20 protein-coding genes are annotated in these 18,054 nt (G+C 50.7%); 8 read left to right on the forward strand and 12 right to left on the reverse strand.

The window, feature by feature from the left end:
- Window positions 1-5: 5 nt before the first annotated feature.
- Both HRH59_RS02690 and HRH59_RS02695 read left to right on the forward strand, forming a co-directional pair.
- Window positions 6-551, forward strand: a complete 546-nt coding sequence (locus tag HRH59_RS02690) for an isochorismatase family protein (RefSeq protein WP_173499726.1) — start codon at window positions 6-8, stop codon at window positions 549-551.
- Window positions 551-1,675: a dienelactone hydrolase family protein gene (locus HRH59_RS02695; RefSeq protein ID WP_173499727.1), complete on the forward strand. Its 1,125-nt coding sequence runs from the start codon at window positions 551-553 to the stop codon at window positions 1,673-1,675. The genes HRH59_RS02690 and HRH59_RS02695 overlap by 1 nt, the downstream gene beginning before the upstream one ends.
- Here HRH59_RS02695 and HRH59_RS02700 read toward each other — a convergent pair.
- Entirely contained in the window at window positions 1,654-2,430 is a 777-nt protein-coding gene (locus HRH59_RS02700; RefSeq protein WP_173499728.1) for a S1/P1 nuclease, read from the reverse strand. The genes HRH59_RS02695 and HRH59_RS02700 overlap by 22 nt on opposite strands.
- A 3-nt stretch (window positions 2,431-2,433) precedes the next feature.
- A complete protein-coding gene (locus tag HRH59_RS02705) occupies window positions 2,434-3,270 on the reverse strand; it encodes a 23S rRNA (adenine(2030)-N(6))-methyltransferase RlmJ (protein WP_173499729.1) in 837 nt (278 codons plus the stop codon).
- 140 nt (window positions 3,271-3,410) lie between these two features.
- Here HRH59_RS02705 and HRH59_RS02710 point away from each other — a divergent pair, with 140 nt between their 5' ends.
- On the forward strand, window positions 3,411-4,283 hold the full coding sequence (locus HRH59_RS02710; protein WP_173499730.1) for a tRNA/rRNA methyltransferase: 873 nt from the start codon (window positions 3,411-3,413) through the stop codon (window positions 4,281-4,283).
- 18 nt (window positions 4,284-4,301) lie between these two features.
- On the opposite strand, the gene HRH59_RS02715 is transcribed toward HRH59_RS02710, so the two are convergent.
- Genes HRH59_RS02715 through HRH59_RS02725 form a run of 3 tightly spaced genes read right to left on the reverse strand, consistent with a single transcriptional unit; the run spans window position 4,302 to window position 6,421 of the window.
- Window positions 4,302-5,015: a LytR/AlgR family response regulator transcription factor gene (locus HRH59_RS02715; RefSeq protein WP_173499731.1), complete on the reverse strand. Its 714-nt coding sequence runs from the start codon at window positions 5,013-5,015 to the stop codon at window positions 4,302-4,304.
- The gene (locus HRH59_RS02720) at window positions 5,008-6,114 is read right to left on the reverse strand and encodes a sensor histidine kinase (protein WP_173499732.1); all 1,107 of its coding nucleotides are present in this window, start codon (window positions 6,112-6,114) and stop codon (window positions 5,008-5,010) included. Before HRH59_RS02720 ends, HRH59_RS02715 begins: the two co-directional genes overlap by 8 nt.
- A 55-nt stretch (window positions 6,115-6,169) precedes the next feature.
- Window positions 6,170-6,421: a superinfection immunity protein gene (locus HRH59_RS02725; RefSeq protein WP_173499733.1), complete on the reverse strand. Its 252-nt coding sequence runs from the start codon at window positions 6,419-6,421 to the stop codon at window positions 6,170-6,172.
- A 319-nt stretch (window positions 6,422-6,740) separates the two neighbouring features.
- Here HRH59_RS02725 and HRH59_RS02730 point away from each other — a divergent pair, with 319 nt between their 5' ends.
- The 3 genes from HRH59_RS02730 (at window position 6,741) to HRH59_RS02740 (ending at window position 8,677) form a co-directional block, all read left to right on the forward strand.
- Window positions 6,741-7,349 (forward strand): DUF2589 domain-containing protein, encoded by a 609-nt coding sequence (locus HRH59_RS02730; protein ID WP_173499734.1) that lies wholly within the window; start codon window positions 6,741-6,743, stop codon window positions 7,347-7,349.
- A 63-nt stretch (window positions 7,350-7,412) separates the two neighbouring features.
- Entirely contained in the window at window positions 7,413-8,117 is a 705-nt protein-coding gene (locus tag HRH59_RS02735; RefSeq protein ID WP_173499735.1) for a hypothetical protein, read from the forward strand.
- 5 nt (window positions 8,118-8,122) lie between these two features.
- The gene (locus tag HRH59_RS02740) at window positions 8,123-8,677 is read left to right on the forward strand and encodes a hypothetical protein (protein WP_173499736.1); all 555 of its coding nucleotides are present in this window, start codon (window positions 8,123-8,125) and stop codon (window positions 8,675-8,677) included.
- Here HRH59_RS02740 and HRH59_RS02745 read toward each other — a convergent pair.
- The 7 genes from HRH59_RS02745 to metK all read right to left on the reverse strand — a co-directional run bounded on the left by HRH59_RS02745 (window position 8,655) and on the right by metK (window position 14,635).
- Window positions 8,655-8,921 (reverse strand): DUF1653 domain-containing protein, encoded by a 267-nt coding sequence (locus HRH59_RS02745; protein ID WP_173499737.1) that lies wholly within the window; start codon window positions 8,919-8,921, stop codon window positions 8,655-8,657. The two genes, HRH59_RS02740 and HRH59_RS02745, sit on opposite strands and share 23 nt — an antisense overlap.
- Window positions 8,905-9,321, reverse strand: a complete 417-nt coding sequence (gene ruvX, locus HRH59_RS02750) for a Holliday junction resolvase RuvX (protein WP_173499738.1) — start codon at window positions 9,319-9,321, stop codon at window positions 8,905-8,907. The genes HRH59_RS02745 and ruvX overlap by 17 nt, the downstream gene beginning before the upstream one ends.
- On the reverse strand, window positions 9,321-9,878 hold the full coding sequence (locus HRH59_RS02755) for a YqgE/AlgH family protein (protein ID WP_173499739.1): 558 nt from the start codon (window positions 9,876-9,878) through the stop codon (window positions 9,321-9,323). The genes ruvX and HRH59_RS02755 overlap by 1 nt, the downstream gene beginning before the upstream one ends.
- 24 nt (window positions 9,879-9,902) lie before the next feature.
- Entirely contained in the window at window positions 9,903-10,865 is a 963-nt protein-coding gene (gene gshB, locus HRH59_RS02760) for a glutathione synthase (RefSeq protein WP_173499740.1), read from the reverse strand.
- A 9-nt stretch (window positions 10,866-10,874) separates the two neighbouring features.
- A complete protein-coding gene (gene rsmE / locus HRH59_RS02765; protein ID WP_173499741.1) occupies window positions 10,875-11,603 on the reverse strand; it encodes a 16S rRNA (uracil(1498)-N(3))-methyltransferase in 729 nt (242 codons plus the stop codon).
- A gap of 106 nt (window positions 11,604-11,709) precedes the next feature.
- On the reverse strand, window positions 11,710-13,302 hold the full coding sequence (locus HRH59_RS02770) for an AbgT family transporter (RefSeq protein WP_173499742.1): 1,593 nt from the start codon (window positions 13,300-13,302) through the stop codon (window positions 11,710-11,712).
- Window positions 13,303-13,486: 184 nt separating this feature from the next.
- On the reverse strand, window positions 13,487-14,635 hold the full coding sequence (gene metK, locus HRH59_RS02775) for a methionine adenosyltransferase (RefSeq protein ID WP_173499743.1): 1,149 nt from the start codon (window positions 14,633-14,635) through the stop codon (window positions 13,487-13,489).
- Window positions 14,636-14,965: 330 nt separating this feature from the next.
- On the opposite strand from metK, the gene tkt reads away from it, so the two are divergent.
- Window positions 14,966-16,963 carry a transketolase gene (gene tkt / locus HRH59_RS02780; RefSeq protein ID WP_173499744.1) on the forward strand — a complete coding sequence of 666 codons (1,998 nt, stop codon included), beginning with the start codon at window positions 14,966-14,968 and terminating at the stop codon, window positions 16,961-16,963.
- Between the two features lie 62 nt (window positions 16,964-17,025).
- A complete protein-coding gene (gene epd, locus HRH59_RS02785; RefSeq protein WP_173499745.1) occupies window positions 17,026-18,030 on the forward strand; it encodes an erythrose-4-phosphate dehydrogenase in 1,005 nt (334 codons plus the stop codon).
- The last annotated feature ends 24 nt before the right edge of the window (window positions 18,031-18,054 follow it).

Raw genomic sequence — 18,054 nt, forward strand, 5'->3', positions numbered from 1 at the left:
CTGCTATGTTATTGCAAGCCTCACAAAGCCTGGTATTACTGATTGATATGCAGCAAAAACTGGCACCGGCTATTTTTGACTGCAAAGAAGTTGAACAGGCCGCAGCCTGGGTGCTGCAGGTAGCATTGCAACTGGACGTGCCGGTGTGGGCCACCGAGCAATACCCGCAAGGTATAGGTGCGACCTTGCCGGCGCTGGCAGAGTTGATACCCGAAGCGCAGGTGCTGCAAAAAATGCATTTTAGTGCGCTTAAAGAGCCGCATATTGCCAGCAGCCTGGCCTGTACTGAACGTAAGCAGATAGTGGTGCTGGGCACCGAAGCCCATGTGTGTGTGCTGCAGTCGGTTATGGATTTATTGGCGCTGGGCTATCAGGTGTTTGTGGTAGTGGAAGCCGTGGGTTCGCGCACTGAGCAAAATAAGCAACTGGCCTTAAACCGCATGCAGCAGGCCGGCGCACAAGTTATCAGTAAAGAAATGCTGGCGTTTGAATGGCTGCAGTATTGCGGCACTGATACCTTCCGCCAGATCAGTAAAGGCTGGATCCGCTAATGCGCTGTTGCTGGTTATTGCTATTTTTGGCGCTGCCACTGCAAGCCGATACGCTGATTGACCAGCAATTGCCGGATTTTTATCAGCAACTGCTACCACAAAGATCCTATCCGCTGAGCTGGCAACCAGAGCACTTTAACGATATTCAGCATTGGCGGGCACAGGGCCGGGCAGCGCTACGCGAAGCTTTGTTATGGCCGGATGAGCCGGTTGAGTTTGCCGCAACACTGCTTAAAACCGAACAGCGCGACGGCTACAGCGCCCAGCTCTGGTCGGTGCAGCTAACAAAACAAAGCCGGGTGCAGCTGATGCTGTTGCAACCTGATACTGCTAAGCCTGCCCCGGCGGTATTGCTGCTACATGATCATGGCGCCCGCTTTGATATTGGCAAAGAAAAATGGATCCAGCCGTTTGCAACTGACGAGCGCTTGCCTTCGGCGCAGCAGTGGGCCGCTAAATATTTCAGCAGTAACTTTGTCGGCGATGCACTGGCCAAGCAAGGCTATCTGGTGCTGGCGGCCGATACTTTTGGTTGGAGCGATCGCGGGCCGGTAGAATTTAACGCCCAGCAGGCGCTGGCCGGCAATATGTTTATGCTGGGCCGTTCACTGGCCGGTATGGCCGCTTATGAAGATTTACGTTTGCTACAGTATTTAAAGCAGCTGCCACAGGCCGACAGCAGCCGGCTGGCGGTACTGGGTTTTTCGATGGGGGCATTTCGCGCCTGGCAACTGGCGGCATTAACCGACGATATTAAGGCCGGGGTAGCGATAGCCTGGTTAAACAGCTACCGGCATTTAATTACGCCCGGCAATAATATCCTCAAAGGCCAGTCGGCGTTTTATATGTTGCACCCGGGCCTGGCGGCAAAACTGGATATTCCCGATATTGCGGCGCTTGCAGCCCCCAAAGCGATGCTGTTTATTAACGGCGGCAAAGACAAGCTAATGCCCAGTGCCGGCGTAGACTATGCCTATGCGCAACTGGCAACAGTGTGGCAGGCGCATGGCGCAGCCGATAAGCTGACGACGACACTGTATCCGCACTATGGCCATGAGTTTAACGCAGAGCAGCAACAGCAGGTGTTTAACTGGTTAGCGGCTCAATTGGCGCTAAGGGACTGATCCAGCACCAGTGCCAGTCGCACAGCGGCTTGCTGTAAGCGTTGCTCTACTATCGCCTGATAACGTTGCACATAGTTGTCGTCAATTAACATGCCGGGTGTATAACCCTGATAAATCTGCAGTGTCAGCGCAGCCGATTCATTAGCCCAGCTAAGTACATCGCTTTGCCGCCAGGCTGAAAGCTGCTTAGCACTGATACGGTTAAACAGCGCAGCGGCTTTACTGGCATCGGTTTCATAGCCCAGCTGTTTTAGCAGCGCAAAATCCCACACGCCGTGCAGGTTATTCGGTAAGCCATAAAAATACACTGCCGTGCGGTTGCCGCCTAAATCATCGGCATAGCTGACATGTAACGGCTGGTGTAAATCGGCAATAAAATGTGCCAGAAACAGCAAGGCCTGCCAATCGTCACGGTGTTGCGTTAAACGCTGCTGCATATCGGCAATGCCGGATAAAATACAGCCGTGCGCCGGGCAATCTGCTGCGCTTAGCTGCTGTTTATCGCGCGGGAAATTAACGAAATGCAGTACTGAAGCATAGCTAAACGCCGGGTCGGCGCGCATTTCATCGGCCCAGCTGCAGCTTTGGCTAAAATGCGGGTATGGTGTTTTAGCAATTAGCGCGTCTAACCGCTGTTGTGTGTTGTCACTTACCAACTGATAGGCCATATCACACACCAGTTGATGGCCGGTTTTGCTAAAAGCGTACAGCGGCTGACTTAACAGCAATAAGGCTACAGCGATAACAATACGCATAGCTTACTCCGGTACCAGTTGATGCACCTGAAATTCACCTTCGGCACTTAACAGTGGTGCCAGTTCATTAAGTGCTGCACGCATATCATTCGCAAGGGTGTAAGGCGGGTTAATCACTAACATACCGCTGCCGGTCATGCCAAAGCCGCTGCTGTCCGGCAGTGGGCAATATTCAATGCGTAGCTGATCTTTAATGCCGGTGGCGACAATGGCGCTGATAAAAGCCTCTACTGCAGCACGCTCGATAACCGGATACCAGATAGCATAGGTCGCCTGCGGAAAACGCTGATAAGCGCTTTGTAAACCGGCAACCACATCCTGGTATTCGGTTTTCAGCTCATATGGCGGATCGATTAATACCAGGCCGCGTTTATGCAGCGGCGGCAGCATGGCTTTAAAACCGGCCCAGGCATCCATATGCTCTATCCGGCTGTGGCGCCTGCGGGCAAACTGGCTGGCCAGAATAGGGTAGTCGGTCGGGTGCAGCTCGGTGGCCTGAATGCTGTCGCCCGCGCGCAGCAGCATGGCGGCAATTTTCGGTGAGCCGGGGTAAAACGCCAGCTCGCCATCGGGGTTCAGCTGTTTTATCAGCGCGATATAGTGCGCCAGTGCCGGGCTTGTCGCCTGATACTGCCACAGTTTGCCGATACCACCCTGATACTCGCCGGTTTTTTGCGCCTTTTCGGCCAGCAAGCTGTATAAGCCGGCACCGGCATGGCTGTCGTGGTAGCAAAAGGGTTTATCTTTTTGCAGCAGGTAGTCAACAATAGCAACCTGTACCAGATGTTTAACCACATCGGCATGATTTCCGGCATGATAACTGTGGCGATAACTGAGCATAAACACGGCCTGTAGCAGCAAATTTAAAGGCCGTCAGCATACTGCGCAGGCAGAAAAATACAAGTATTGTTGCCGCGCAGCTGCTAAAATCCGCCGCATTATTGATTTACTGCCGCCATGCGGCGCACGCAGGATTTTCTATGTCACAACACAAGCCCAAAGGCGGCAAAGCGGCCAACCCATTGCACAAGCCGTGGACTAAAACGGATAAGTCTTCAGCTAACAAGCCAAAGCGCAATGCGGCAACGGCAAAACCTCAGACAGCGAAAGCGGTTAAGTCGGTGCAGAACGATGAAATCAAAGTATACAGTGCCAACGCTTGTCGGGTGTTGTTTGAACAGCGGCCTGATGCTGTGATCCGGCTATATGTATCGGACAAAATGGCGGCTAAGTTTGCTGACGTGATGAAGTATTTAGCCGCGGCGAAAAAAGCCTATCACATTGTCGACGATGCGGAATTGGAGAAGGTGTCTGCCAGTACACATCATGGTGGCGTGGTAATGCTGGTTAAACGTAAACCGATACAATCTCTGGCGCATTATCTGCAAAAGAAAGGGCTTAAAACAGACTGTCTGATGGCTTTTGATGGCGTCTCAAATGCACATAATTTGGGTGCCATAACCCGCAGCTGTGCGCATTTTGGCGTGGGCGGCATTATTATGAAGCAACCTGAGCTGCTGCAATCGGGCGCGGCACTGCGCACGGCTGAAGGTGGCGGTGAATTTGTTGCTGGCTTAAGCTGCGATAACCTGCCGCTGGCATTACAGCTGTGCAAAGAAGCCGGCTATATGCTTATTACCACCTCCAGCCATGGCGGCAGCTCATTGTATAACACGGCATTGCCGGCCAAAGTGGTGGTGGTGTTTGGCGAAGAGATGTTTGGCGTGTCGCAAAACGTGGCTAAAAGCGCCGATATTGCACTGCAAATACCGGGCTCCGGCAAGGTGGAATCGCTGAACGTTAGCGTAGCTGCCAGCCTGATTTTAGGCGAATGGTACCGCCAGCAGTTATAACGATTAAGACATTAGCGGCTAAAAGGCACTAAACTGCTGTTTTAGCTGCTGTGCCTGACGCCGGCTGACATCTACCTGCTGGCCGTCTTGCAACACGGCAATTAAACCACCGTCGGCTATTGCCGGCTCAATCTGGCTGATGGCGCTGATGCGTACTATATCGGCGCGGCTGGCTTTGAAAAAAAGTGCCGGGTCGAGCTTTTGTTCAATCTTCGCCAGTGAGCTGTGAATAAAGCTTTTGCCATAGGGGGTATATACCGCCGCATGGTTACCGATGCTTTCAAAGCGGCTGATTTCGTTTAGCTTTACCACACGCTGGCTGTCACCGAATTTAAGCAAAATACCATGTTGTTCCGCTAAAAAGTGCGGCGCTGCATCGGCATTTGCCGGGCGTAGCTTTTGCAGCGCTTTAGCCAGCCGTTCCGGCGCTATCGGCTTTAACAGATAATCTACCGCATTTAGCTCAAATGCATCTAAAGCAAAGCTGTTAAAGGCGGTGCAAAAGATAAACTGCGTACCTGGCGGAATATGCTCTGCCAGTTGTAAGCCGGTTAAGCCGGGCATTTGGATATCAAGAAACACCAAATCAATTTTGCTGTGAGCCAGCTGCTGCAGAGCCTCTTCGCCGCTTTGTGCCTCCGCGGCGATTATGCATTGCGGATGCGCTTTTAGCAGGCGTTTTAATTCGCTGCGTGCTAAGCGCTCGTCATCTACCAGCAGGCAGTTATACATGTTGAAACTCCAGCTGTACGCTAAATTGAGTGCTGTTTTGTGTCAGTTTTAGCCTGGCATTGTTGCCATACATCAATTGCAGCCGGCTGCGTAAATTAGCCAGACCGGTGGCCGTGCCGGCCTGAGCCGTATTGGCTTGTACGCTGTTGGTTACCGTTAACTGCCAACCATCATCCACAGCGGTAGCGCTGATGTGCAATTGCCCGGCAGCAACATTAGGTGCTATACCATGCTTAACCGCGTTTTCAACCAGCGTAAGCAGGCTTAGCGTGGGTAACGGGTTTTGCCATACGTCATCAGCTATAGCACAGCTAAATTGCAGCCGCTGCTCCAACCGCACCTGTTCAATGGCCAGATATTGCTCTGTTAACTGCCACTCTTGATGCAGCGTAGATTCCGGCTGTAAATGCGCCTGCAGGTGAAAGCGGAATAATTCTGATAACCGCGTTACGGTATCAGCTGCCTTATGCTGATCTTCAAAAATCAGCGCGCGGATACTGTTAAAAGCATTAAATAAAAAGTGCGGGCTAAGCTGATTAGTAAGTTGTTGTAGCTGTGCTTGCAGCATTTGCTGTTGTAATGCTTTACGCGCCTGGCGGCTTTGCCACGCAATATAACCGGCGCCCCATACCAGATACATCACACTAAACGAGGTCATCAGTGCCACCAACATAAAGCTGGTGCTAAAGTTCATTTGTAATGGCGTATCGCTCTTGTCGGTTATTACGTTTACCTTGCTCATATCGGTATCTTTCAGTACTTCAATGCTGGATAGATAATAGGAAATAATGGTTTGAGCTATTGCCGCCACCAGCAACAGTAAAACAAATACTGACCAGCGCTTTAGCGTGGTGATATTGTCGGCTTTCAGCACCGGACGCAGCAACACATGGCTTAGCAACACAAAACAGGCGGCTTCAATGCTGTATTTTACTAAAAACAGCCAATATAAGCGCGGTTGCTCCGGCGTTAGCAAGGGCAGGGTGTAGGCCATAAAATAGCCGGCATAAATCAACATGGTGAACAGTTGCGCCCATAAATAGGCGCTGCTGCAACTGTTTGCTGCGATGCTGCGGCGAAATGTGTTTAGTATTGTCATAGCTGCTGTCGTAATACCCGCGCAAGCAAAAAACTGATTAAACACAGTGTACTATCTATTGGCTTGTTTGTTCAGCCGGTTTCTTCTGTTTGCCGGTAAAGGCCCAAACAATCAGTGCCATCCAGGCTATCAGGGAGAAACCGGCCGGGATATTAGCCAGAAATATCTTGCCCAGATGCCGGCGGTTACAAAAGCCGGCAATAATGCTGGGTAAAAAATAAATCGCCAGAAACGCGGGGATAAAGGCGACCCAGAGTAGCGGGTTCATTTGACTTAATTGGTGAAAAAACTCGGTTTGTTCAAACATGGTGCTGTCCTGTTGTTAGTGATGACCGTGACAATATAGGCGTAAGTTTCAAGGTGCAGCGGTTAAAAGTGAGTAACGGTCTTAAACGGTGACGAGCGGTGCAAAAGCTGTAGATTTTGTCAGGTATTTATCAGTAAAACGTAACGGAATTCCCCATTTTGTTGCTGGTTATTCTGCAAGCGCCTGCCAGGCTATATAACACTGCCGGGCTGGTGCTGATGTACCGTCTGTAGTAGCTGTGGTTAACAGCCGGCGAGTTAGTAGTCGGCGGCAACCGAAAAGCCTTAACAGAGTAGGTACAGCTAGCAGGGAGAGAGTCATGCCAAATTTGGTACAGGAACTCAATAGTTTAGACTTCAGTGTCTATATCGGCGGGCCGTTGCAGGCGGCAGTGCAGGCCCAGCACGCGGCGTCGATGTCGCAGGTGAGCTTTATTCAGGCGGTAGGGTTTGAAGATAACGGCGGCAGCAAAGCCTTACGTTATGTCGACTTTGACTTTACCAAGTCAACACCCAACCCGCATGTTGGTAAGACCGCACAGCAATTAACCGACGAGGGATTACCGCCCGGCACCGATGTCAGCAGTAACTTTATCTCGACAGAAGTGTCGATAAAGGTGCCGTTTTTAACCATGCTGACGATACCGGCGCTTAGAATTGAAGAAATTACTATCGATTTTAACGCCAAGCTTACCTCGACCGAAACCTCAAATGTATCCAGTGAGTTTGCTGCCAGTGCTGAGCTGGGCATTAACTACAAAATCGTTAATTTTAAAGCTTCTGCGTCATATAAGCGCTCGTCGACCCGCGGGGTAAGTGTAGAGAAAACTTATAACCTCGGCGTTAAGGTAACGGCACTGAATGACGAAATTCCGGCGGGGTTAGACCGGATCCTGACGATGCTGGAAGACAGTATTGTCAGTGCCTGATTGGCATTAGCACAGGTTTGGGCCGGTGGCGCTGCTGCCGGCCTTTTTAACAGGGATATCAGCATGCCGAATTTAAACGAGTACCTGGGCAGTATTATCAGCAGCATTACCAATGCCAGAGTGATGGCGGATATTCAAACGGTAAAAGTGGCTGAAGAGTATGCCAAACATGACTTACTGAAGCATTTCGCTGTACCGCATATGCGCGTAGGCGATGTTGAACTTACTATTCCGGTGGCACTGGATGTGTTGACAGAAAAAACCGAAACTCAGTATCAACCGATTGATAATACTAAATTTAACAGTGTAATGTACAAAGAGCTGACTAACAGCCTGGGCCGCACCAGTTTGCCGGCCAAAGCGTCTAAGGCGTTACGTGCGGCACTCACTGAGCAAACACATAATCTGGAGCAGTCGCTGCGCATTAAACAGGATATGGCGCCGGTTGAGGAGTACAGCCAATTGGCAGCCCGTCAATTAGTACAACTGGCAGAGGAGTATCAGCTGGTAAGCCGTGAAAGCCTGCCGAAGCTCAATATTGAGCAGATCACATCCAGAGTCGTGGCGGCTGCGACACAGGAAATTAAGGTGCTGAGCCAGCGTAAGGTGATTGAAAATTTAAATGTGATTGCCGAGTCGCATAAGCTGCGCGAAGAAAAGCCGGAGAACATTATTTATATCAAGCTGAAAATCTCTGAAGATGGCATGGAGTGGCAGCAGATGGAAAGCAGCAGCGGCGAAATCAGCCGCCGGTTATTACCGGAATAGCCGCCATGCAAAAGTCGACTGTCCATTTGGTTAACGCGCTAACTGACTTGCTGTTGCAGTTTCCGTCATTGGTAACCGGGTTTGAACGCAAGCAGCCGCAGGCGTTGGTGGCATTGCAAAGTTGGATTGCTGCAGCTGAGCAACTGCTGAGTAGTTACGGCTTGGTAGCCAGTGCTGAATTGGCCGGATTGCGCAGCAAGCTCACCGCACCGGTGCACCGTGATGAGCATCGCGGCCAATTACGTAAACAGCAATTACGCGAAGCGGTAGAGATGTTGTACCCGTTGCAACAATGCCTGCAGCAAACGCTGACGCCGTATCAGCAAAAGCTGCAACAGAGCGCTGAGTTGATACGGCATTTGCTCAGCGTGATCAGCCAGAGCGGGGCGCTGCATTACGATGCTGCGGCAGGTTTTGACAGCTTTGTGCAGCAATTGTGGCAACTAATTGGCCGGCATGAGCAGCTAAAGGCCGGTGCGGTGCAGCTGCGCAGCTGGTTATCGCAGCAGGACATTACACTGCTTCTGGCGCAAGAGGTTAATCCGGCAGATTTTCCGTAACGGCGTCGGGTTTGTTTTGGCTGATAAACAAAAAGCGCGGCAGCAGTTCGCCGGCAATTTCCACGTTTTCAGTAAACATCTCAAGCGGCCGTGCCCAGAGGCCAAAATCGCCGTACAGCGCGCGGTAAATCACTAACCATTGTTCGGTTTCGCTGTGGCGGGCACAGTCAATTACCTGATAATAAGCCCCTTTGTAGTGCTGATAATAACCGGGTTCAAGTGGTGGTTTAACTGCGTTGTTCATACCAGCTCTCAAAGATAATTTTTGCCGATAAACTGTCTACTTTATCTTTCGCCAGGTTGCGATAGCCACCTTCGGCAAACAGCATACTGCGTGCCTCTGTGGTGGTCAGGCGTTCGTCGTGCAGCTCTACCGGCAAGCCAAAGCGGCCGTGCAGGCGGTTGGCAAATTTACGTGTACGCACAGTAAACGGCTGCTCGGTGCCGTCCATATTCAGCGGCAGGCCTACCAGCAATAACTGCGGCTGCCATTCGCCAATCAGTTTTTCCAGTTGCGTCCAGTCGGGCGTGCCGTCCTGTGCTTTTAAGGCGCTAAGCAATGAGGCGGTGCCGGTAAGTTCCTGACCTACCGCCACGCCGATGCTTTTGGTACCGTAATCAAAGGTTAAAATGGTGCGACTCATTAAGCGTGACCGGCCTCATTGGTTAGCTGCCAAGGCTTAATGCCAATTTTTGCGGTGGCACTTTGCCATTTTTCGGCATGGCTTAGATCAAAAATAATACCGCTGTCGGCCGGAATAATTAACCAGGCGTTGTCGGCGATTTCCTGCTCTAACTGGCCGGCGGTCCAGCCGGCATAACCCAGCGCCAGAATAAATTTTTCCGGGGCGTTATTGGTGGTTAAATCAAACAAAATATCTTTTGAGGTGGTAACCATCAGCTCGTCGTTTAGCCGCATACTGCTGCTGTAGCCTTCTTTGGCGGTGTGCAGCACAAAACCTCTGTCGTGCTGTACCGGGCCGCCGGCACAAACGTGTGCGGTAGCGGCAGAGCTTGTGGCATCAAATTCAATCTGCAGCTGTTGCAGCAAATCGGCTACTTTTACTTCCAACGGGTGGTTAATAACAATACCCATCGCCCCTTCATCATTATGCTCACAAATATAGGCAACACTGCGTTTAAACAGCGGGTCATCTAACGACGGCATAGCAATTAAAAAATGATTCTGAAAATTCTGCATAGTGACCTCGTTACAACGTGGTTGTCACTGGCGTGCTGCCAGCAGCTGCTCAATTTCATCAAATAACAAACCGGTGATGCTGATTGGAAACGCCGCTTCAATTTCGCGGATACAAGTTGGGCTGGTAACGTTTATTTCGGTTAGCTTGTCGCCGATGACATCCAGGCCGACAAAAATTAACCCTTTGGCTTTTAGTGTTGGTGCTACCGCATTGGCAATGGCCAGATCAGACGCGGATAAGGGTCTGGCTTCACCACGGCCGCCGGCTGCCAGGTTGCCGCGGGTTTCGCCGCTGGCCGGTATGCGTGCTAAACAGTATGGCACGGGTTTACCGTTTACCACCAGAATTCGTTTATCACCGTCACTGATTTGCGGGATAAAGCGCTGCGCCATGGCATAGCGGCTGCCATGTTCGGTCAGCGTTTCAATAATAACACTGACATTGGCATCACCCGGCTTTAAGCGGAAAATAGAAGCGCCACCCATACCATCCAGCGGCTTTAATATCACATCTTGCTCGGCCTGATAGAAGGCTTTTAAGCGTTTGGCATCGCGGCTAACCAGGGTTTTCGGCGTATGTTGGCTAAACCAGCTGGTGTACAGCTTTTCGTTGGCATCGCGCAGGCTCTGCGGTTTATTAACAATTAAGGTACCTTCATCTTCAGCCCGCTCCAGCATGTAGGTGGCATAGATATATTCGGTATCAAACGGCGGATCTTTACGCATTAAGATCACATCCAGCTCGCTGAGGGCGATGTCCTGTTCGCTACCAAACTGATACCAAGCGGCCGGATCTTCCTGCACTGTCAATAATTTAGTTGCTGCGCGGGCCTGGCCCTCAAGTAAATATAAGTCGGCCATTTCCATATAGTGGATTTGATAACCGCGCTGCTGCGCTTGCAACAACATGGCAAAACTGGAGTCTTTTTTGATATTGATAGCCGATATCGGGTCCATCACTATGCCAAGCTTAACGGGTTTACTCATCTTGTGTCCTCAGGCCAGATCGCCAAATTGCAGTTGTAATGCGCTGATTGCGGTAAGTGCGGCGGTTTCGGTGCGCAGTACCCGTGGCCCTAACTGAATGCCGTTAAAACCGGCCGCAGTGGTGTGTGCCATTTCCTGTTCACTAAAGCCGCCTTCAGGGCCTATTACTAACCGGATATCAGGGTTGGGTATAAGCGTCTTAATGGTGTCTTTAGCCCAAGGATGCAAGGTTAATTTTAATTCTTTTGTGTCTTGAGCCAGCCAGCTATCGAGTGAAACAGCCGGATGCACCGTAGGCACTACACTGCGGCCACTTTGCTCGCAGGCACTGATGGCGATCTTTTGCCATTGCTCATTGCGTTTGGCTAAACGCTCACCGTCCAGCTTTACACCGCAGCGCTCGGTAAATAATGGCGTAATTTCAGTCACACCCAGCTCTACCGCTTTTTGAATGGCAAAATCCATCCGGTCGCCACGTGATATACCCTGGCCCAGATGAATTTTCAGTGGTGATTCAACCGGGTTTGGCTGTTGCACGCCCGCAATCACATAAACCCGTTTTTTATCGCTGCTGCTGATACGGGCAGGGTAGTTAAAGCCATCGCCGTTAAACAACACAAGTTCACTGCCAACAGGCATACGTAGCACACGCCCGACATGGTTGGCGGCATCATCATCAAGGGCAAACTCGTGGTTAAGTGCAATAGCACCGTGGTGATAAATTCTTGGAATACGCATAGAAACTTCTGCAACTGAATAATGCCGTTATGGTAGCAGGCGGCAAAGGCAAGCGACAGAAAAAACAAACCCTGCCGTAGCAGGGTTGTTGTTATTTAAACCAGACTTAATTGCTGGCAGGGTAGCTGTAGCTTGAACCGACACCCAGTGGAATATCCAGCGCCCAGAAACCAAGCAGGAAGGCTGTCCACAATACCAACATAGCAATGGAATAAGGCAACATCAGCGCGATCAGCGTACCAATACCGGTAGACTTGACGTACTTTTGACAGAACACTACGATCAGCGGGAAGTACGGCAGCAGCGGCGTAATAATATTGGTAGAAGAGTCACCTACACGGTAAGCCGCTTGGGTTAAGTCGGGTGATACGCCAAGCTCCATCAGCATAGGTACCATAATGGCGCCAATCAGCGCCCATTTAGCTGACGCTGAGCCAACTAACAGGTTAACAAAGCCGGATAAAAACACGATACCAATCAGCGTAAATCCCATAGGGAACGCCATTTCCTGCAGCCAGTTAGCGCCTTTAATGGCAAGCAAAGCACCAAGGTTAGACTGGCCGAAAGCATAGATAAACTGAGCACAGAAAAACGCCATTACTATGTAGTAGCCCATGCCACTCATGGCTTTGCTCATGCCCTTGATAATATCTCGATGGTTTTGGGCATTACCGGACACATAGCCGTATACCACGCCCGGAATTAAAAAGAACACAAAGATAATGCTGACAATAGATTGCATTAACGGCGCGGCGAAAACCAGCAGGTTGCTCTGACCTTCAGCCAGCACAGTACCTGCAGGTGCACGCCAGGCGGAAGTCTCCGGTAATGCCGATACAATTAACAGTACTATGCTTAGCAGCATAGAAAAGCTGGCCCAACGCAGACCTTTACGCTCGTTCGGCTTTAAGTCATCCATTTTTGGCATATCAGCCGGATCGCCATCAACGCGTGTAGCTTTTAGCCGTGGCTCAATAAATTTGTCGGTAATTATCCAACCGACAATGACGACCAAAAAGGTTGATGCGGTGGTGAAGTAGTAGTTGTTCATCGGGCTGACAAACAGCTCCGCTGCAGCTGGATCTGAGGACAAACGCGCCGATACCTGTGTAAGGCCGGATAACAGCGGGTCAAGACTGGATGGCAGTATAGTGGCAGAGAACCCGCCGGATACACCGGCAAAGGCAGCCGCAATACCGGCCAGCGGATGACGACCTGCGGCATAGAAAATAACGGCGCCCAGCGGAATTACCAGCACATAACCGGCATCTACCGCCATATGGCTGGCAACACCGACCGCGATAAGTACCGGCGTTAACAGCATCTTCGGTGTTACCGACAGTACAGAGCGTAAACCGGCATTAATAAAGCCGGTATGCTCGGCGACACCTAAACCCAGCATGGCCACCAACACCACGCCAAGCGGGGCAAAAGTAACAAAGGTATTGACCATTTTGGCCATAAAGGTAGTCATGGAATCGGCGGCCAACAGATTATTTACCTGAATAGCCGCGCCGGTGCGCGGGTCAACTTCATTAAAGCTGACTCCGGCCAGAGCCCAGGATACTACCCAGACCACTACCATCAGCAGAGCAAATAGTACGGCCGGATCGGGTAATTTATTACCGACCACTTCTATGGCATTAAGCGCACGGTTAAGCCAGCCGGCTTTAGCGGCGTTGGCAGTTTGTTCAGACATACATGTTCCTTTCTTATAGTTTTGTTTCGCTCTGCTCACAGACAGAGGACCCCGGATACAACACAACGGCTTATAATACACAAAAAGCCGGGGATGATAAGGCGAAATTATCCGCCTGGTTAATAACTACAGGTGTGAAAAAGGAGAGCCGGGCTCTCCTTTTTAGGTAATTAACAAACGTTGTTTATTTTGCGTACTGACGCAGAATGTCCGCTTTGTCGGTTTGCTCCCACGGGAACTCATCGCGACCAAAGTGACCGTAGGCTGCTGTTGGCAGATAAATCGGCCGTTCCAGTTGCAGCATTTCAATCAGGCCATAAGGGCGCAGGTCAAAATGTTCGCGCACCAGCTTAATCAGCTGATCTTCGCTCAGTTTACTGGTACCAAAGGTTTCCAGGCTGATAGAGGTAGGCTCTGCTACACCGATAGCGTAGGACACCTGCAACTCACAACGCTCCGCCAGGCCGGCAGCAACGATATTTTTCGCCACATAACGTGCGGCGTATGCAGCTGAGCGATCCACTTTTGACGGATCTTTACCGGAGAAAGCACCACCGCCGTGACGCGCCATACCACCGTAGGAATCGACAATAATTTTCCGGCCGGTTAAGCCGCAGTCACCCATAGGACCGCCGATAACAAAGCGGCCGGTTGGGTTGATAAAGAATTTGGTTTTAGCTGTTAACCACTCTGCCGGCAATACTGGTTTGATGATGGTTTCCATTACCGCTTCACGCAGATCTGCCGTACTGATGGTATCGCAGTGCTGGGTAGACAATACTACGGCATCAATACCTACCGGCTTGCCGTCTTCATAAATAAAGCTTAACTGAGATTTAGCATCCGGACGCAGCCATGGCAGGGTACCGTCTTTACGCACTTGTGCCTGACGCTGCACCAAACGGTGTGAATAGGTAATAGGGGCTGGCATCAGCACGTCTGTTTCGTTGCTGGCGTAACCAAACATTAAACCCTGGTCACCGGCGCCTTGCTCTTTCGGATCGGCACGGTCTACACCCTGATTGATATCCGGTGATTGCTTACCAATGGCGTTTAATACGGCACAAGAGTCGGCATCAAAGCCCATATCTGAATGTACGTAACCAATTTCGCGCACGGTTTTACGGGTAATTTCTTCAATATCAACCCAGGCAGTAGTAGTGATTTCACCGCCAACTAATACCATACCGGTTTTAACGAAGGTTTCGCAGGCCACACGGGCTTTTGGATCTTGTTCCAGGATTGCATCCAATACGGCGTCAGAAATCTGATCAGCAATTTTATCCGGATGTCCTTCAGATACTGACTCAGAAGTAAAAATGTGTTGTGCCATCGGTTGTATTCCAAAATAAGGTTAATGCAGTTAAGTTCGTTCTGCAGAAAAATGCCATGACGAACCCAAAAAATAGGCGGCTATTCTAGATAAAGTGTGCTGCCTTTGCCAGAAAAATCTGCCACCCAGACGTCTTTAATGCTATTTTACGTTGCATATTACGTTAGTACAGCCAGTTAGATCTGAGCGGTTGAAAATTGTTTCTGCCGGCGGATTTAAATTTGCCATCCGGCGGGGGCTCTGTGAAAATAGCGCCACGTTGGGCCTTAACATTTCAGCTTAATAATAATCAGCTTCGTTACCAGAAGCCGCGCAATGTCAGGAGTGAACATGCCATCTCGTAAACAACTCGCCAATGCTATCCGTGCGCTTAGCATGGATGCGGTGCAAAAAGCTAAATCAGGACATCCGGGTGCCCCTATGGGCATGGCTGACATTGCCGAAGTGTTATGGCGCGATTTTCTCAGACATAACCCACAAGACCCACAGTGGCCAAACCGCGACCGTTTTATTTTGTCTAACGGCCACGGCTCTATGCTGCTGTATTCTTTGTTGCATTTAAGCGGTTACGATTTAAGCATTGACGATTTAAAACAGTTCCGTCAGTTGCACTCCAGAACGCCGGGCCACCCGGAATACGGTTACGCGCCGGGTGTGGAAACTACTACAGGTCCGCTCGGACAAGGTATTACCAATGCGGTAGGCATGGCGATTGCTGAAAAAGCTTTGGCCGCGCAGTTTAACCAGCCCGGGTTCGACATTGTTGATCACCACACTTACACCTTTTTGGGTGATGGCTGTTTAATGGAAGGTATCTCGCACGAGGCTTGTTCACTGGCCGGTACTTTAGGGTTGGGTAAATTAATTGCCTTTTGGGATGACAACGGTATTTCAATTGATGGCCATGTTGAAGGCTGGTTTACCGACAATACACCGGCGCGATTTGAAGCCTATGGCTGGCAAGTCATCAGCAATGTTGACGGCCATGACGCTGCAGCTGTTGAGGCCGCTATTAAACAAGCGAAAGCCGACACCACTAAGCCGACATTAATTTGTTGCCGCACTGTTATCGGCTATGGTGCGCCGAATAAAGGCGGCAGCCATGATTGCCACGGTGCACCGCTGGGTGATACCGAAATTGCTGCCGCGCGTGATTTTCTGCAGTGGCCGCACGCGCCGTTTGACATTCCGGCCGATATTTACGCTGATTGGGATGCCAAAGCCAAAGGTGGTGCGCAACAACAAGACTGGCAGCAACTGTTTGCCCGCTATAGTGCAGCATTTCCTGAGCTGGCCGCTGAATTCAGCCGTCGTGTAGCCGGCCAGCTACCGGCAAACTGGGCTGAGCAATCACAGGCATATATTGCACAGTTACAGGCCAACCCGGCTAATATTGCCAGCCGTAAAGCCTCACAAAATGCATTAAATGCTTTTGGCCCGCTGTTACCTGAATTTATGGGCGGTTCCGCGGACTTAGCTGGTTCTAACCTGACTATCTGGTCCGGCAGCAAGCCACTTAACGCTAGCGATGCCAGCGGTAATTACATTTATTACGGCGTACGTGAATTTGGTATGTCGGCCATTATGAACGGTATCGCACTGCACGGTGGTTTTGTGCCGTATGGCGCAACCTTTTTAATGTTTATGGAATATGCCCGTAATGCGGTGCGCATGGCCGCACTGATGAAGCAGCGGGTCATTTTCGTCTACACCCATGATTCTATCGGTTTAGGCGAAGATGGCCCTACGCACCAGCCGGTAGAGCAACTGGCAGCGCTGCGTGCTACACCAAACCTGATGAACTGGCGCCCGTGCGACCAGGTAGAGTCGGCTGTAGCCTGGAAAGCGGCGATTGAGCGCACTGATGGCCCGACAACATTAATTTTTACGCGGCAAAACCTGGCGCAGCAAGCGCGTAGTACACAGCAACTGGCTGATATTGCCCGCGGTGGTTATATTCTGCGTGACTGCACAGGTACACCAGAGCTGATTATTATTGCTACCGGCTCTGAAGTTGAGCTGGCGATGCAAGCTGCCGCTAAACTTGCAGAACAGGGCAAGGCGGTGCGGGTGGTATCAATGCCCTCCAGCGATGTGTTTGAACAACAAGATGCCGCTTATCGTGAAGCAGTGTTGCCTTCTGCAGTAAGCAAACGTATTGCGGTTGAAGCCGGCATTACCGATTGTTGGTATAAATATGTTGGTTTAACCGGTAAAATTATCGGCATGACCAGCTTTGGTGAGTCGGCACCGGCTGAGCAGTTGTTTGCTCACTTTGGTATTACCACTGAAAAAGTGCTTGAAGCAGCTGAGCAGTTGCTGGCGTAATATTCAATACAATGGGACCGTGTCAGGTCCCATTTTCTTATGTCATATTTTAGTGTGGTGTTATGGCAATCAGACTTGCAATAAACGGCTTTGGCCGTATCGGGCGCAATATTTTACGCGCTATTTATGAAAATGGTTGGCAACATGAGCTGCAGGTGGTGGCTATTAATGAGCTGGCCGATGCCAAAGGTGTCGCGCATCTGCTGAAATATGACACATCACATGGTCGTTTTGGTTTTAGTGTTGGCGCTTACGACGGCGGCATCACGGTAGCTGAACATAAAATAGCCTTGTTTTCAGAGGCTGATCCGCTGGAGCTGCCTTGGAGTGAGCTGGCAGTTGATGTGGTACTGGAGTGTACCGGTGTATTTCACAGCCGCGAGCACGCTAACTGGCATCTGACCGCTGGCGCGAAAAAAGTGCTGTTTTCGCACCCTGCTGACACCGACATTGATGCCACTATTATCTTCGGCATTAACCAGAGCAGTTTAACAGCAGATATGACAGTGGTATCTGCAGGGTCTTGCACCACTAACTGTATCGTGCCGGTGATCCAGGTGTTGGATCAGCATTTTGGCGTTGAAAGCGGTACTATTACGACTATCCATGCGTCGATGCATGATCAGCAGGTAATAGATGCCTACCATCCGGATTTACGCCGTACCCGCGCGGCCAGCCAGTCTATTATCCCGGTCGATACTAAGTTGGCGTTGGGCATAGAGCGCATATTACCGAAATTTGCCGGCCGCTTTGAAGCCATAGCGGTGCGGGTACCCACCGTTAATGTGACGGCAATGGATTTAAGTGTCAGCCTGCATCAGGACGTTAGCATTGCGGCGGTTAACAAGGCGCTGCAACAAGCGCGCTTTGGTGAATTGGCCGGTATTCTGGACTACACCGAAGAGCCCTTGGTGTCAGTGGATTTTAACCACGATGCGCATTCTTGCATTGTTGACGGGTCGCAAACCCGTGTTAGTCACAAACGGCTGGTAAAATGCCTGGTGTGGTGTGACAACGAATGGGGCTTTGCAAACCGTATGCTTGATACTGCACGGGCGATGATGTAAACGAATTTAATACAAGGAGCAAGA

Source organism: Rheinheimera lutimaris (assembly GCF_013283795.1).
GTDB lineage: Bacteria > Pseudomonadota > Gammaproteobacteria > Enterobacterales > Alteromonadaceae > Alishewanella > Alishewanella lutimaris.

What these genes read in the sequence shown, in the direction of transcription:
- HRH59_RS02690 (WP_173499726.1), top strand. Translation starts at nt 6, where the DNA reads ATGTTATTGCAAGCCTCACAAAGCCTGGTATTACTGATTGATATGCAG.
- HRH59_RS02695 (WP_173499727.1), top strand. Translation starts at nt 551, where the DNA reads ATGCGCTGTTGCTGGTTATTGCTATTTTTGGCGCTGCCACTGCAAGCC.
- HRH59_RS02700 (WP_173499728.1), bottom strand. Translation starts at nt 2,430, where the DNA reads ATGCGTATTGTTATCGCTGTAGCCTTATTGCTGTTAAGTCAGCCGCTG.
- HRH59_RS02705 (WP_173499729.1), bottom strand. Translation starts at nt 3,270, where the DNA reads ATGCTCAGTTATCGCCACAGTTATCATGCCGGAAATCATGCCGATGTG.
- HRH59_RS02710 (WP_173499730.1), top strand. Translation starts at nt 3,411, where the DNA reads ATGTCACAACACAAGCCCAAAGGCGGCAAAGCGGCCAACCCATTGCAC.
- HRH59_RS02715 (WP_173499731.1), bottom strand. Translation starts at nt 5,015, where the DNA reads ATGTATAACTGCCTGCTGGTAGATGACGAGCGCTTAGCACGCAGCGAA.
- HRH59_RS02720 (WP_173499732.1), bottom strand. Translation starts at nt 6,114, where the DNA reads ATGACAATACTAAACACATTTCGCCGCAGCATCGCAGCAAACAGTTGC.
- HRH59_RS02725 (WP_173499733.1), bottom strand. Translation starts at nt 6,421, where the DNA reads ATGTTTGAACAAACCGAGTTTTTTCACCAATTAAGTCAAATGAACCCG.
- HRH59_RS02730 (WP_173499734.1), top strand. Translation starts at nt 6,741, where the DNA reads ATGCCAAATTTGGTACAGGAACTCAATAGTTTAGACTTCAGTGTCTAT.
- HRH59_RS02735 (WP_173499735.1), top strand. Translation starts at nt 7,413, where the DNA reads ATGCCGAATTTAAACGAGTACCTGGGCAGTATTATCAGCAGCATTACC.
- HRH59_RS02740 (WP_173499736.1), top strand. Translation starts at nt 8,123, where the DNA reads ATGCAAAAGTCGACTGTCCATTTGGTTAACGCGCTAACTGACTTGCTG.
- HRH59_RS02745 (WP_173499737.1), bottom strand. Translation starts at nt 8,921, where the DNA reads ATGAACAACGCAGTTAAACCACCACTTGAACCCGGTTATTATCAGCAC.
- ruvX (WP_173499738.1), bottom strand. Translation starts at nt 9,321, where the DNA reads ATGAGTCGCACCATTTTAACCTTTGATTACGGTACCAAAAGCATCGGC.
- HRH59_RS02755 (WP_173499739.1), bottom strand. Translation starts at nt 9,878, where the DNA reads ATGCAGAATTTTCAGAATCATTTTTTAATTGCTATGCCGTCGTTAGAT.
- gshB (WP_173499740.1), bottom strand. Translation starts at nt 10,865, where the DNA reads ATGAGTAAACCCGTTAAGCTTGGCATAGTGATGGACCCGATATCGGCT.
- rsmE (WP_173499741.1), bottom strand. Translation starts at nt 11,603, where the DNA reads ATGCGTATTCCAAGAATTTATCACCACGGTGCTATTGCACTTAACCAC.
- HRH59_RS02770 (WP_173499742.1), bottom strand. Translation starts at nt 13,302, where the DNA reads ATGTCTGAACAAACTGCCAACGCCGCTAAAGCCGGCTGGCTTAACCGT.
- metK (WP_173499743.1), bottom strand. Translation starts at nt 14,635, where the DNA reads ATGGCACAACACATTTTTACTTCTGAGTCAGTATCTGAAGGACATCCG.
- tkt (WP_173499744.1), top strand. Translation starts at nt 14,966, where the DNA reads ATGCCATCTCGTAAACAACTCGCCAATGCTATCCGTGCGCTTAGCATG.
- epd (WP_173499745.1), top strand. Translation starts at nt 17,026, where the DNA reads ATGGCAATCAGACTTGCAATAAACGGCTTTGGCCGTATCGGGCGCAAT.